The organism is Pseudomonas sp. B424, assembly GCF_055408345.1.
Genome location: NZ_JBUZTL010000001.1, coordinates 445,100 through 457,319 on the forward strand (window position 1 = coordinate 445,100; position 12,220 = coordinate 457,319).

Annotated in this window: 13 protein-coding genes and 1 other RNA gene; 6 read left to right on the forward strand and 8 right to left on the reverse strand. The window is 59.4% G+C overall.

Annotation, left to right across the window (positions count from 1 at the left end):
- Positions 1-2 precede the first annotated feature (2 nt).
- The 3 genes from ACZRMS_RS01860 (at position 3) to ACZRMS_RS01870 (ending at position 2,154) form a co-directional block, all read left to right on the forward strand.
- A complete protein-coding gene (locus ACZRMS_RS01860) occupies positions 3-452 on the forward strand; it encodes an NfeD family protein (RefSeq protein WP_463993862.1) in 450 nt (149 codons plus the stop codon).
- A gap of 66 nt (positions 453-518) precedes the next feature.
- On the forward strand, positions 519-833 hold the full coding sequence (locus tag ACZRMS_RS01865) for a DUF2388 domain-containing protein (protein WP_095000725.1): 315 nt from the start codon (positions 519-521) through the stop codon (positions 831-833).
- 178 nt (positions 834-1,011) lie between these two features.
- Entirely contained in the window at positions 1,012-2,154 is a 1,143-nt protein-coding gene (locus ACZRMS_RS01870) for a DegT/DnrJ/EryC1/StrS family aminotransferase (protein WP_463993863.1), read from the forward strand.
- Between the two features lie 127 nt (positions 2,155-2,281).
- Here the strand turns inward: ACZRMS_RS01870 and gcvH are convergent, their stop codons facing one another.
- From gcvH to ACZRMS_RS01910, 8 genes are all read right to left on the reverse strand, one after another.
- Positions 2,282-2,665 (reverse strand): glycine cleavage system protein GcvH, encoded by a 384-nt coding sequence (gene gcvH, locus ACZRMS_RS01875; protein WP_463993864.1) that lies wholly within the window; start codon positions 2,663-2,665, stop codon positions 2,282-2,284.
- Positions 2,666-2,727: 62 nt separating this feature from the next.
- A complete protein-coding gene (gcvT, locus tag ACZRMS_RS01880; RefSeq protein WP_463993865.1) occupies positions 2,728-3,810 on the reverse strand; it encodes a glycine cleavage system aminomethyltransferase GcvT in 1,083 nt (360 codons plus the stop codon).
- Between the two features lie 154 nt (positions 3,811-3,964).
- Positions 3,965-5,581: an ABC transporter permease gene (locus ACZRMS_RS01885; RefSeq protein ID WP_463993866.1), complete on the reverse strand. Its 1,617-nt coding sequence runs from the start codon at positions 5,579-5,581 to the stop codon at positions 3,965-3,967.
- Positions 5,582-5,728: 147 nt separating this feature from the next.
- The gene (locus tag ACZRMS_RS01890; protein ID WP_048360557.1) at positions 5,729-6,730 is read right to left on the reverse strand and encodes an extracellular solute-binding protein; all 1,002 of its coding nucleotides are present in this window, start codon (positions 6,728-6,730) and stop codon (positions 5,729-5,731) included.
- 213 nt (positions 6,731-6,943) lie between these two features.
- On the reverse strand, positions 6,944-8,161 hold the full coding sequence (locus ACZRMS_RS01895) for a 2-octaprenyl-3-methyl-6-methoxy-1,4-benzoquinol hydroxylase (RefSeq protein WP_463993949.1): 1,218 nt from the start codon (positions 8,159-8,161) through the stop codon (positions 6,944-6,946).
- An 86-nt stretch (positions 8,162-8,247) separates the two neighbouring features.
- Positions 8,248-9,435, reverse strand: a complete 1,188-nt coding sequence (ubiH, locus tag ACZRMS_RS01900) for a 2-octaprenyl-6-methoxyphenyl hydroxylase (RefSeq protein WP_463993867.1) — start codon at positions 9,433-9,435, stop codon at positions 8,248-8,250.
- On the reverse strand, positions 9,432-10,766 hold the full coding sequence (pepP, locus tag ACZRMS_RS01905; protein ID WP_463993868.1) for a Xaa-Pro aminopeptidase: 1,335 nt from the start codon (positions 10,764-10,766) through the stop codon (positions 9,432-9,434). The genes ubiH and pepP overlap by 4 nt, the downstream gene beginning before the upstream one ends.
- A gap of 29 nt (positions 10,767-10,795) precedes the next feature.
- Complete coding sequence (locus ACZRMS_RS01910; RefSeq protein WP_463993869.1) at positions 10,796-11,353, reverse strand: YecA/YgfB family protein; 558 nt, start codon at positions 11,351-11,353, stop codon at positions 10,796-10,798.
- Between the two features lie 133 nt (positions 11,354-11,486).
- Between ACZRMS_RS01910 and ACZRMS_RS01915 the strand changes: the two genes are divergently transcribed.
- The 3 genes from ACZRMS_RS01915 (at position 11,487) to ssrS (ending at position 12,219) form a co-directional block, all read left to right on the forward strand.
- Positions 11,487-11,696 (forward strand): TIGR02449 family protein, encoded by a 210-nt coding sequence (locus ACZRMS_RS01915; RefSeq protein WP_463993870.1) that lies wholly within the window; start codon positions 11,487-11,489, stop codon positions 11,694-11,696.
- Positions 11,693-12,010, forward strand: a complete 318-nt coding sequence (locus ACZRMS_RS01920) for a cell division protein ZapA (protein ID WP_463947966.1) — start codon at positions 11,693-11,695, stop codon at positions 12,008-12,010. Before ACZRMS_RS01915 ends, ACZRMS_RS01920 begins: the two co-directional genes overlap by 4 nt.
- A 31-nt stretch (positions 12,011-12,041) precedes the next feature.
- A non-coding RNA gene (ssrS, locus tag ACZRMS_RS01925) (6S RNA) lies at positions 12,042-12,219 on the forward strand.
- Position 12,220: the final 1 nt, after the last annotated feature.

Consider the following 12,220-nt stretch of genomic DNA (forward strand, 5'->3'; position numbering starts at 1 on the left):
GCATGTGGGAGTTCATGCAACATCTGAACTACTGGGACTGGCTGGCACTGGGCACGGTGCTGTTGATTCTGGAAGTATTCGGCGCCGGTGGTTATCTGCTGTGGGCAGGTATAGCCGGGATCATTGTCGGGGTGTTGACCTTCCTGATCCCCGAGCTGTCCTGGACACTGCAACTGCCGCTGTTCGGTGTACTGGCGATCCTCACGGCGCTGTACTGGTGGCGGCGCCAGCGCGGTACTGTCGATAGTGGCGATCAACCCAACCTGAATCGTCGCGGCCATGAGCTGATCGGCCGTACGTTTGTCGTTCAACAGGCGATCGTGGAGGGACGGGGCAAAATCAAGGTAGGCGACAGCGTATGGATGGCGGTAGGCCCTGACGCCCCCGTAGGAACACCCGTTCGGGTTACAGCGCAAAACGGAGCAGTGCTGAGCGTAGAAATTGTGCCGTAACGTTACGGAACTCCGGAGCGCCATTTGCAATCCAAACGGGTAGAAAACTTATTCGGAGTCACCATCATGCGTCTCAAATATGCTGTAGCCGCTATTGCATTGCTGTCCCTTCCTGTTGGCTCTGCAATGGCCGACAGCTTCTGGCGTAATGTGCTTTCCTCCGGTGCAACCACCGGCTCCACCTACCTGACCTTCAAAAAAGACCGCAAAGTGATCGCAGCTCAAGATGACGCGGGCAGCTTTGTGGCCAGCAATGGTTCGATACGTGGCCCGTACCTCGAATCTGCCATGCAGCAAGTGCGCGCAGATAACCCGAACCTGAAGGTCAGCGACATGGATCTGGCCAACGCTATTCTGGTTAAAAACGCCACCGCCGAGTAAAAGCCTCCCCCTGTAGCCACAGCCTTCGGCAGCGGCTACAGGGGGCGCGCGTCCTTGTTTGATTCAGCCGCCATACAGAATTTTCACCAGATGTGAGCGATCCTCCGGGTATGATCTTGAGCGCTATGCTATTGCTCTTTGGTCTCCCAAATTCATTCACATCGGACGTCACGCCTCTATGAGCTCGCTGCCTTTCCTGCCGTTTTCCAAACCCACCATTGATGAAGCCACCATTGCTGCCGTCGGTGACGTATTGCGCTCGGGCTGGATCACCAGCGGGCCAAAGGTTCAGGCTTTCGAAGCACAATTGTCCGAGTTCTTTGGCGGCCGCCCGGTGCGCACCTTCAACTCCGGCACCTGCACCATGGAAATCGCTCTGCGCATCGCCGGTATCGGTGCCGGCGATGAAGTCATCACCACGCCTATCTCGTGGGTGGCCACCGCCAACGTGATTATCGAAGTCGGCGCTACGCCAGTCTTTGCCGATATCGACCCCGTGACACGCAACATCGACCTGGCCAAACTCGAAGCCGCCATCACCCCTCGCACCAAGGCAATCATTCCCGTGTACCTGTCGGGCTTGCCGGTGGACATGGACGCGCTCTACGCGCTGGCCAAAAAACACAATCTGCGCGTGGTTGAAGACGCCGCCCAGGCACTGGGCTCCAGCTGGCAAGGTGAGCGCATTGGCGCACGCGGTGATTTTGTCTCGTTCAGTTTTCAGGCCAACAAAAACATCACCTCATCCGAGGGCGGTTGCCTGGTACTGAACAATGAAGACGAAGCGCGACTGGCCGAAAAATATCGCCTGCAGGGCGTAACCCGCACCGGTTTTGACGGGCTGGATGTCGACGTGCTGGGCGGCAAGTTCAATATGACCGACATCGCGGCTGCGATTGGTCTGGGCCAGTTTGCCCATATCGAAACCATCACCGCCCATCGCCGGGAATTGGCCAAACATTATTTCGAATGCTTCGGGCCAGAGTTTGAAGCCGAGTACGGTGCACAACTGCCGGTGGCAGACTTCAACAACACCAACTGGCACTTGTTCCAGCTTGTGCTGCCTGAACGCAAGGACGGCCAGCCTGCACGTGCGACCTTTATGAAAGAGATGCAGGCTCTGGGCGTCGGCGTGGGTTACCACTATCCGCCGATTCACTTGCTGAGTTTGTATCGTGCACTGGGCTTTAAAGAAGGGATGTTCCCGGTTGCCGAGCGTGTCGGGCGTTTGATCGTGTCGTTGCCGATGTTTACAGCAATGACCAAGGCGGATGTAGAGCGTTCGGTTGCAGCGGTGAAGGCGGTTCTGAAAGACGCTTAAATACAACTCGGGACACATGTGGGAGCGGGCTTGCTGGCGATGTATACGACGCGGTCTGTCAGATAAACCGCAGTGATACCATCGCGAGCAAGCCCGCTCCCACAAAAGCCATTGCCAAACCGTTGAGTTACTCCCCGATTGCGGCTTTGTAGCCCGCAGCGTCCAGCAGTTTTTCCAGCTCTGCGGTGTTGGCTGGCTTGAGCTTGAAAATCCAGCTGGTGTACGGATCGCTGTTCAGCGATTCAGGGCTATCCGCCAGTGCTTCGTTGACGGCAATCACTTCACCCGATACCGGCGAGTAGATGTCAGAAGCCGCTTTTACCGACTCCACAACGCCCGCGGTATCGCCTGCAGCGAACACTTTGCCGACTTCGGCCAGCTCAACAAACACCACGTCCCCCAAGGCTTCCTGAGCGTGGTCGCTGATGCCCACGGTAACCGTGCCATCCGCTTCCAGACGGGCCCACTCGTGACTTTCAGCAAAGCGCAACTCAGCAGGGATCAGGCTCATATTCAGTGTCCTCAAGAAGAAATGTCAGCGGCTCGCACAAGGAGCAAGCCCGCCAGTAAACGTTAGATCAAGGCTTTGCCAAGACGAACAAAAGTCGGTTTGACTACGCGAACCGGGTACCACTTGCCACGAATTTCGACCTCGGCACGGTCGGCCGTTGCTATCGGAACTCGCGCCAAGGCGATCGATTTGCTTAGCGTAGGAGAGAAGCTACCACTGGTGATCTCCCCTTCGCCAACATTGGCGATGCGAACCACTTGGTGAGCGCGCAAAACGCCTCGTTCTTCAAGCACCAAACCCACCAGTTTGAGCTGCACGCCGCCAGCCTTTTCGGCCTCCAGCGCTTCGCGCCCCACGAACTTGCGAGAAGCAGGCTCCCAGGCGATGGTCCAGGCCATATTGGCGCAAAGAGGTGAAACAGACAGGTGGATATCCTGCCCGTACAAGTTCATGCCGGCTTCAAGGCGCAAGGTATCGCGAGCGCCCAAGCCAATCGGTGAAATACCGGCACCTACCAGGTCGTTGAAAAAGGCCGGTGCCTGATCCGCCGGGAGCAGAATTTCCAGGCCATCTTCACCGGTATAGCCGGTGCGGGCGATAAACCAGTCGCCATTGCTCTGCCCTTCAAAAGGCTTGAGCTGCTGGATCAACTGGCCACGCGCCTGACTCACAAGTTCAGCCACCTTATGCCGCGCCTGTGGCCCCTGAATGGCCAGCAAGGCCAGCTCCGGACGTTCCTGCAGTTGCACGTCATAGCCCTGGCGCTGAACGGCCATCCAGGCCAGGTCCTGATCACGGGTGGCGGCGTTAACGATAAGCCGATAACCCGTAGGCATCAGGTAGACGATCATGTCGTCAACCACACCGCCCTGCTCGTTGAGCATGGCGCTGTACAAGGCACGGCCGGGTGTATTCAGACGCTCAACATCATTAGCCAGCAAGTACTGGAGCCATTCCTTGGCCTGAACCCCGGTGATGTCGATCACGGTCATATGCGAAACATCAAAAACCCCACAGTCGCGACGCACCTCGTGGTGCTCCTCGACTTGTGAGCCGTAATGCAAAGGCATATCCCAACCGCCAAAATCGACCATCTTCGCGCCAAGGGCGAGATGCAGGTCATACAGAGGCGTACGCTGTCCCATGGGTTTCTCCTTCCGGGCTTGGCGAAGGTGCGGACAGGCTGCGGAGCATTTCAAGCCTAAAAAGAGGCTTTCTTACATCACGCAAAAACCTGGCCTGTATAGACAGACCGCACCGAATGCCGCGCATTGTAGCTGCATGAAGGAGGACTGACACCTAACCGATTCGATGGGCCGAGCGTCGAATCAGCCCGATGACCGGTAACAGTCCGACCAGCACCAGAGTCAGGGCGGGCAACGAAGCCCGCGCCCATTCGCCTTCGCTGGTCATCTCGAAGATCCGCACGGCCAGCGTATCCCAGCCAAACGGGCGCATCAGCAAGGTGGCGGGCATTTCCTTGAGCACATCGACAAAGACCAGCAACGCAGCGCTCAAGGTACCCGGCAGCAATAACGGCAGATACACTTTGAAAAACAGTCGTGGGCCACTGACCCCCAAACTGCGAGCGGCTTCGGGCAAGGAAGGACGAATGCGCGCCAGGCTGTTCTCCAGCGGGCCATAAGCCACGGCGATAAACCGCACCAGATACGCCAGCAGCAAGGCCGACAGGCTGCCCAGCAGCAGCGGCTTGCCCGCCCCCCCCAACCAGCCCGACACAGGGATCACCAGCTCGCGATCCAGATAGCTGAATGCCAACATGATCGACACTGCCAACACCGAACCCGGCAAGGCATAGCCCAGATTCGCCAGGCTGACGCCGGCGCGAATGGTCGGGGTGGGGGCCTGACGCCGGGCAAATGCCAGCACCAACGCCACGCTCACGGTAATCAGCGCCGCCATGCCCCCCAGATACAGGGTATGCAGGATCAGACCGGCGTAACGCTCATCCAGGTCAAACCGCCCGCGCTGCCAGAACCACACCACCAGTTGCAGCATCGGAATCAAGAAAGCACAAGCGAATACCAGCAAGCACCAACCACTGGCCAGCCACGCTTTGGGACCACGCAAGTGATACAAGGCGCTGACCCGGGGGCGCTCGTTACTGGCGCGACTGGCTCCCCGGGCCCGGCGCTCGCCGTAGAGCACCACCATGACCACCAGCAACAGCAAACTGGCCAGTTGCGCCGCCGTCGACAAGCTAAAAAAACCGTACCAGGTTTTGTAGATCGCAGTGGTGAACGTATCGAAGTTGAACACCGACACGGCGCCGAAATCGGCCAGGGTCTCCATCAACGCCAGCGCCACGCCCGCACCAATCGCCGGGCGCGCCATGGGTAACGCCACCCGCCAGAACGCCTGCCACGGGCTTTGGCCCAACACTCTGGCGGCCTCCATCAGACCTTTGCCCTGGGCCAGAAACGCCGTGCGCGCCAGCAGGTAGACGTAGGGGTAGAACACCAGAATCAGCACGATGATCACGCCACCGGTGGAGCGCACCCGTGGCAACCTCAAACCCGTGCCAAACCATTCACGCAGCAGGGTTTGCACCGGCCCGGCGAAATCCAGCAGACCGACAAAAACAAACGCCAGTACATAGGCAGGAATCGCAAACGGCAGCATCAGCGCCCAATCCAGCCAACGCCTGCCGGGGAACTCACACAGGCTGGTCAGCCACGCCAGGCTCACACCGAGCAGCGTGACCCCAACACCCACCCCGACGATCAGCGTCAAGGTATTGCCCAGCAGGCGCGGCATTTGCGTGTCCCACAGGTGGCTCCAGATCTGGCCATCAATGCTTTGCCAGGACAACAGCAAAACGCTCAGCGGCAACAGCACCAGAGCAGCAATGACAAAGACCAGCGGATACCAGCGGCGTTGGGCAGGATGGGCCACAAAAAACTCTCGGAAGGTGGGTGGGACGACGTGAAAACGAATGTGGGAGCGGGCTTGCTCGCGATGCAAACACCGCAGTTTCAAATGAAACCCCGGCGATGCTATCGCGAGCAAGCCCGCTCCCACAGGTATTACTTCAGACTCTTATCAGTTCCAGCCAGCGCGATCCATCATGCGGATGGCTTCGGCCTGGCGCTTGCCTGCCACTTCGACCGGCAAGGCATCGGCCTTGAACTTGCCCCAGCTGGCCACTTCGGCCGAAGGTGCAACGCTCGGGTTGGCCGGGAACTCCTGGTTAACACCTGCAAAAATCGCCTGGGCTTCAGGAGTAGTCATCCACTCCACCAGTGCCTTGGCCGCTTCGGGATGCGGGGCGTACTTGGTCAGGCCAATGCCCGACAAGTTGACGTGAACCCCACGGTCAGCCTGGTTGGGCCAGAACAACTTCACCGCCAGATCAGGCTTTTGCTTGTGCAGACGGCCGTAGTAGTAGGTGTTGACGATCCCGACGTCGCACTGCCCGGCATTGATCGCTTCAAGCACCGCGATGTCATCCGAGAAGACGTCGGTGGACAGGTTGTTCACCCAGCCCTTGAGGACTTCTTCGGTTTTTTCCGGGCCGTTCACTTCGATCATGGTAGCGGTCAGCGACTGGTTATAAACCTTCTTGGCGGTGCGCAGGCACAGGCGGCCTTCCCAGTTTTTGTCAGCCAGGGCTTCGTAAGTCGACAGTTCTTCAGGTTTAACCCGGTCAGTCGAATACGCGATGGTCCGTGCGCGAAGGCTCAGGCCAGTCCACTCATGGGAGGAAGAACGGTATTGCGGCGGGATATTTTTGTCGATCACCGCGGAGGTGAACGGCTGCAGGATGCCCATTTGCTCGGCTTGCCAGAGGTTGCCGGCGTCCACGGTCAGCAACAGGTCGGCAGTGGCGTTTTGGCCCTCAGCCTTGATGCGCTGCATCAGCGGCGCTTCCTTGTCGGTGATGAACTTGACCTTGACCCCGGTTTTGGCGGTGTAGGCGTCAAATACCGGCTTGATCAGCTCATCGATACGCGAGGAGTAAACCACCACTTCATCGGCCGCAGAAACGCTGCTCGCAAAAACGGTTAGGGCCAGGGCAGTCAGTAGACGCTTGGGTGCCAACATGAGGGGCGGTCTCTCTTAATGCGAATCGGGCGTAAATGGTAGTGAATCACATTTAACAGCTCAACCTAACTCGCCCTCGAGGAGTTACCAGATGTTACCGAAGATCTGTAGCCGCTGCCGAAGGCTGCGATAAGGGCCGAAGGACCTTCAAGAAACGCGGACGCTTCGCAGCCCATCGCAGCCTCGTACCTCGGCAGCAGCTACACAGATTTTTCAGGGCTTGGCCAGCGGCGGCAAGTCGCCGCTCAGGCCAAGCGCCTGGCGCACGAACATGGCTTTCGCTTCGGGCATTTTGTTGACCCATTTCAAACCGGTGTTGCGCAGCAAGCGGGCGGTCAGCGAATCGGCCTGGAACAGGCGCTCAAACCCTTCCATCGCCGCCATCAAGGCCAGGTTGTGCGGCATGCGCCGACGCTCGTAGCGGCTGAGCACAAGCACGTCCGCCAGGCGTTCGCCACGTTCTGCGGCATGCAGCAGCACATCCGCCAGCACCGCTGCATCCAGAAAGCCCAGGTTCACGCCCTGCCCGGCCAGCGGGTGGATGGTGTGCGCCGCATCACCGATCAACGCCAGGCCCTCAGCCACGTAACGCTTGGCATGACGCTGGCGCAGCGGCACGCAAACCCGCGGATCGGCGCTCATCACGCTGCCCAGACGGCCTTCAAAGGCCAGTTCCAGCTCGCGGCAGAAGGCTGCGTCGTCCAATGCCATCAGGTGTTCGGCTTGCTCGGGGGTGGTCGACCACACAATCGAGCACCAGTCCTGCTGGCCATCGCGCTCCAGTGGCAAGAATGCCAGCGGGCCGTGATCGGTAAAACGCTGCCAGGCGGTCCGCTGATGCGGCTCTGAGCAGCGAACGCTGGTGACAATGGCATGATGCAAGTAATCCCACTCGCGGGTCTCACAGCCGGTCAGGCGGCGTACCGCCGAATTGGCGCCATCGGCGGCAATCACCAGAGGCGCACGCAAGGTGCGGCCATCGGCAAGGGTCAGCAGCCAGTCGTCGCCAGAGCGGCGCATCTGTTCCAGCCGCGCATTGGCCAGCAGTTCGATGTTGCTGTCCTGCAAACATTCAAGCAGGGCGTCCTGCACCACGCGGTTTTCGACGATATGGCCCAGCACTTCGGCATGCACGCTGGCCGCCGAGAAATGGATCTGCCCCGTGCCGCTGCCATCCCATACGTGCATGTGCGAATACGGGCTGACGCGACGCCGGGTGATGCCATCCCAGGCGCCAAGACGCTGCAAAATGCGTTGGCTGGCGGCCGACAGGGCGCTGACCCGGGGCTCGAACGGCGCCTCGGCGGTAAAGGGTTCGACGCCCAGCGGGCTGCCATCGAGCAGCAGGATGTTCAGCCCGCTGTCTTTGAGCGCCAGCGCCAGCGCACTTCCGACCATTCCGGCCCCAACAATCAGCAGATCTGCGCGCATTTCCATGCTTTAAGCCTGTCTCGCTAGCGGCGTACGCCGCACCTGAAAAAATGGATCGACACGGAGCGCAAGCCCCCCGGTCGTCATCAACTGTCTGCGCGGGTGCCCAGGCCCATGGCCTGGCGGGCAAACCAGCGCTTGGCCGGTGGCAATAGATCAAGGCCGAGCAAGCCGAGGTTTCGCGCAAAGGACACCAGCGGCTGCTCACTGCCAAAGACCCGCGTCACCTGGTCCGAGAAGCCGATCGTCAGTTGCTGGTCGAGTTTTTGAGCCTGTTGATAACTCAGCAGCGTAGCGAAATCACCGGGCTTTTTATCACTGCCCAGCAAGGCATCGGCCAAGGCCTGGGCATCGCGCAGGGACAGGTTGAAGCCCTGACCGGCAATCGGGTGCAGGCTGTGGGCAGCGTTGCCCAACACCGTCAGGTGCGGACGTACCTGCTCCTCGGCTTCTACCAGCGTCAACGGGTACAGATGCCGCGCGCCCACTTGTTTGAGCGTGCCCAGACGATACCCGAACACACCCTGCAACTCGCTGAGAAAGCTGCGCTCGTCCAACGCCGCCAGACGCTGAGCGTCCATGCCCAGACGAGTCCACACCAGCGCGCAGCGGTTGTCCGGCAACGGCAGCAAGGCCATAGGCCCTTCTTCGGTGAAACGTTCGAACGCCATCCCGCCATGGGGCCGGCTCGGGGTGATGTTGGCAATCAGCGCGCTCTGGTTATACGGTTGCTGGCGCACATGGATGCCCAACTGCTCGCGCAAGCCCGACCGACCGCCATCGGCCAATACCGCGAGGTCGCACTCCAGGCTGGTCTCATCGTTGAGGGTCAGGCGGTAGCCATCGTCCAGCGGCTGCATGTGGATAACTTCGGCCGGACAACGCCAGCTGATCACGTCCGGGTCCAGACTTTTCCACAGGCACTGGCCCAGCCAGGCGTTTTCGACCACATAACCCAGCGCCGGAACGCCTTCTTCGCTGGCCGACAAACGCGCCGTCGAAAAACGCCCGCGATCGGACACGTGAATGTCCTTGATCGGTTCACCGCGCTCGGCAATGGCTGACCACAGGCCCAAACGCTCATAAATTTGTCGCGCGCCATAGCTCAGCGCCGAAGAACGGGCGTCGTAGCTGGGCTGATAGCTATTGCCGGGCGCAAACGGCTCGATCAATACGATCTTCCAGCCACGAGCCTTGGCCCCGGCCTGCAACGCCAGCGCCAGGCTCGCGCCCACCAGGCCGCCACCGATAATGGCCAGATTGACGCGGCTCATGCCGCGCTCGATCGCGCAGCAGCCATCAAGGCTTCTATATCGGCAACGGCTTTTGGCACGTCGGCGCTCAGAATTTCACAGCCATTTTTAGTGACCACAACGTCGTCCTCGATCCGCACACCTATGCCGCGCCATTTTTTGGCGACATTCAGGTTGTTCGGGCTGATATAGATGCCCGGCTCGACGGTCAGGGTCATGCCGACTTCCAGCACGCGCCATTCACCGCCAACCTTGTATTCGCCCACGTCATGCACATCGAGCCCCAGCCAGTGGCCAGCGCGGTGCATGTAAAACGCCTTGTAGGCCTCGCTGGCAATCAGCTCCTGAACATCGCCCTGCAGCAAACCAAGCTCCACCAGGCCTGCGGTAATCACCTGAACCGTAGTTTCGTGAGCCTGGTTCCAGTGTTTGTCGGGTGCGATCTGGGTGAAGGCCGCTTCCTGCGCCGCCAACACCAGTTCGTAAATGGCCTTTTGCTCTGGCGAGAACCTGCCATTGACCGGGAACGTACGGCTGATGTCGCTGGCGTAGCAGTCGATCTCGCAGCCGGCATCAATCAACACCAGGTCGCCGTCCTTGAGCAGGGCGTCGTTCTCCTGGTAATGCAGGATGCAGCTGTTATCGCCCGAGGCGACGATCGAGCCATAAGCCGGCATTTTTGCCCCGCTCTTACGGAATTCGTAATCCAGTTCAGCCTCAAGGCTGTACTCATGCAAACCGGCGCGGCTGGCCTGCATGGCACGCACATGGGCGCGAGCCGAAATTTGTGCCGCGTGACGCATGACCTTGAGTTCTGCTGCCGATTTATACAGACGCATGTCATGCAGCAGATGATCCAGAGCAACGAATTCGTCAGGCGGCTGGGCGCCGAGGCTCGCCTTGGAGCGGATCGCGTTGATCCACTCCATCAGCTTGCGGTCGAATTCAGGGTTGCTGCCCATCGCCGAATACACACGGTCACGGCCTTCAATCAGCCCCGGCAGGATGTCGTCGATGTCGGTAATGGGGAACGCATCGTCGGCACCGAAGTCGCTGATCGCGCCTTCTTGCCCGGCACGCAAGCCATCCCACAGCTCGCGTTCAACGTTGCGCTCGCGGCAAAACAGTACGTATTCGCCGTGCACCCGGCCAGGGATCAGAACGATCACGGCCTGGGGCTCGGGAAAGCCGCTCAGGTACTGGAAATTGCTGTCTTGACGGTAAACATGTTCGACATCGCGATTACGAATCGCCACCGCGGCGGCGGGGAGGATCGCAATGCTGTTGGGCTCCATCTGCGCCATGAGTGCCTTGCGGCGACGTGCGTATTCCGATTTCGGGATATGAATCATGGGCAGACGGGTTCCCTCTTGACGATCAATCAGTGTAGCGAAGGCTTGGCGGCAGCTGGTTCTGCGGGCTTCTTGGTTTCAGTGAACAGCAACAACGGCGCGACGCGCAGGTATTCCATCACTTCCATGTAGTCGCTTTCGCCGTCTTCGGACTCTTCCAGGGCATCTTGCACCTGGGCAATTGCTGCCAGGTCTTGCAGGACTTCCTTGCCTTCAGTGCTCAAGGCATTGTCGCGATAATTCAGGCCGAAACCGGAGAGGAAACCCTGGCACCATTGACCCAATGCTATTGCCCGCTCGGTCAGCGGCGCGTCATCGGTTGGCAACAACAGCACGACTGTCATGTCGTCGCCGGTCAGTTCGCCTTTAACCATCTCTTGCAAACCGATCAGGGCATTGCGTACGTTGTCTTGAATTTCGCCTTCAAGCAGATCGGCGGCGTCAGCCAACCAGCCGTCGTTGTCGAAACCGGCGCCAGCAGCGCTGCGACCCAGCAACAGGCCGTGCAGTTCTGCAGGCGAAACATTATGGCCGCTGGTGGTCAGCAGGGTGGCGAAGGCTTGATACGGGGAATTCTGGATAGGCATGGTCAGCTAGGCGCCAAGCGGCGCAATGTCTAGAATGGAGGGCTTGTATCCTAGCATCGGCAGCCGTGCCAGACCATCGAGGCGTCAACTCGTTTGACGGTAACCATCCATCAGAAAAAAACAGTAGGACACAATGGAAGACACCGACCTGCATGCACTGATGGCCAGACTCGAATTGCTGATTAGCCGAGTCGAGCAACTAAAACGTCAAAACGGACTCTTAATTGCTCAGGAAAAAACTTGGCGCGAGGAACGCGCGCACCTCATTGAAAAAAACGAAATCGCCCGACACAAGATCGAATCGATGATTTCGCGGCTCAAAGCCCTGGAGCAAGACTCATGAGTTCAAGCAGTAGCGTTACCGTGCACATCCTCGATAAAGAGTATTCGATCATGTGCCCCCAGGAAGAACGCGCCAACCTGGTGAGTGCCGCCCGATATCTGGATGGCAAGATGCGTGAAATCCGCAGCAGCGGCAAAGTCATTGGCGCCGACCGCATCGCCGTGATGGCCGCGCTGAATATCACCCATGACCTGCTGCACAGGCAGGAGGTCACCGAAGTACAGACCAACAGCACCACCCGTGAACAGGTGCGCGACCTGCTGGAGCGCGTTGATCTGGTGCTGGCCACTGATCCGGCCGAACGTCAAAGCTGATTCAAAACGTTACTTTGGGGTATACTCGCGTCACTCCCTGGAGTATTCGCCAGTTAGCGATGTCCCTGAGCCGATTCGCACTACCCTGGAGCTTGCACGTTGGGCCGGTGTGCATGTCCGCTAGACGGAAAGCCTTAAGGTCTACTGCAACTTCCACCTTGAACTTTCGGGTTCAAGGGCCAAGCCGACAGCGGTACGTCGGGGAGCCTG

Excerpts from the sequence above, each read along its gene's own strand:
- ACZRMS_RS01870 (WP_463993863.1), top strand. The coding sequence starts at position 1,012 with ATGAGCTCGCTGCCTTTCCTGCCGTTTTCCAAACCCACCATTGATGAA.
- ACZRMS_RS01895 (WP_463993949.1), bottom strand. The coding sequence starts at position 8,161 with ATGCGCGCAGATCTGCTGATTGTTGGGGCCGGAATGGTCGGAAGTGCG.
- ACZRMS_RS01920 (WP_463947966.1), top strand. The coding sequence starts at position 11,693 with ATGAGTTCAAGCAGTAGCGTTACCGTGCACATCCTCGATAAAGAGTAT.
- ACZRMS_RS01860 (WP_463993862.1), top strand. The coding sequence starts at position 3 with ATGTGGGAGTTCATGCAACATCTGAACTACTGGGACTGGCTGGCACTG.
- ACZRMS_RS01890 (WP_048360557.1), bottom strand. The coding sequence starts at position 6,730 with ATGTTGGCACCCAAGCGTCTACTGACTGCCCTGGCCCTAACCGTTTTT.
- ACZRMS_RS01865 (WP_095000725.1), top strand. The coding sequence starts at position 519 with ATGCGTCTCAAATATGCTGTAGCCGCTATTGCATTGCTGTCCCTTCCT.
- gcvH (WP_463993864.1), bottom strand. The coding sequence starts at position 2,665 with ATGAGCCTGATCCCTGCTGAGTTGCGCTTTGCTGAAAGTCACGAGTGG.
- pepP (WP_463993868.1), bottom strand. The coding sequence starts at position 10,766 with ATGATTCATATCCCGAAATCGGAATACGCACGTCGCCGCAAGGCACTC.
- gcvT (WP_463993865.1), bottom strand. The coding sequence starts at position 3,810 with ATGGGACAGCGTACGCCTCTGTATGACCTGCATCTCGCCCTTGGCGCG.
- ubiH (WP_463993867.1), bottom strand. The coding sequence starts at position 9,435 with ATGAGCCGCGTCAATCTGGCCATTATCGGTGGCGGCCTGGTGGGCGCG.
- ACZRMS_RS01915 (WP_463993870.1), top strand. The coding sequence starts at position 11,487 with ATGGAAGACACCGACCTGCATGCACTGATGGCCAGACTCGAATTGCTG.
- ACZRMS_RS01910 (WP_463993869.1), bottom strand. The coding sequence starts at position 11,353 with ATGCCTATCCAGAATTCCCCGTATCAAGCCTTCGCCACCCTGCTGACC.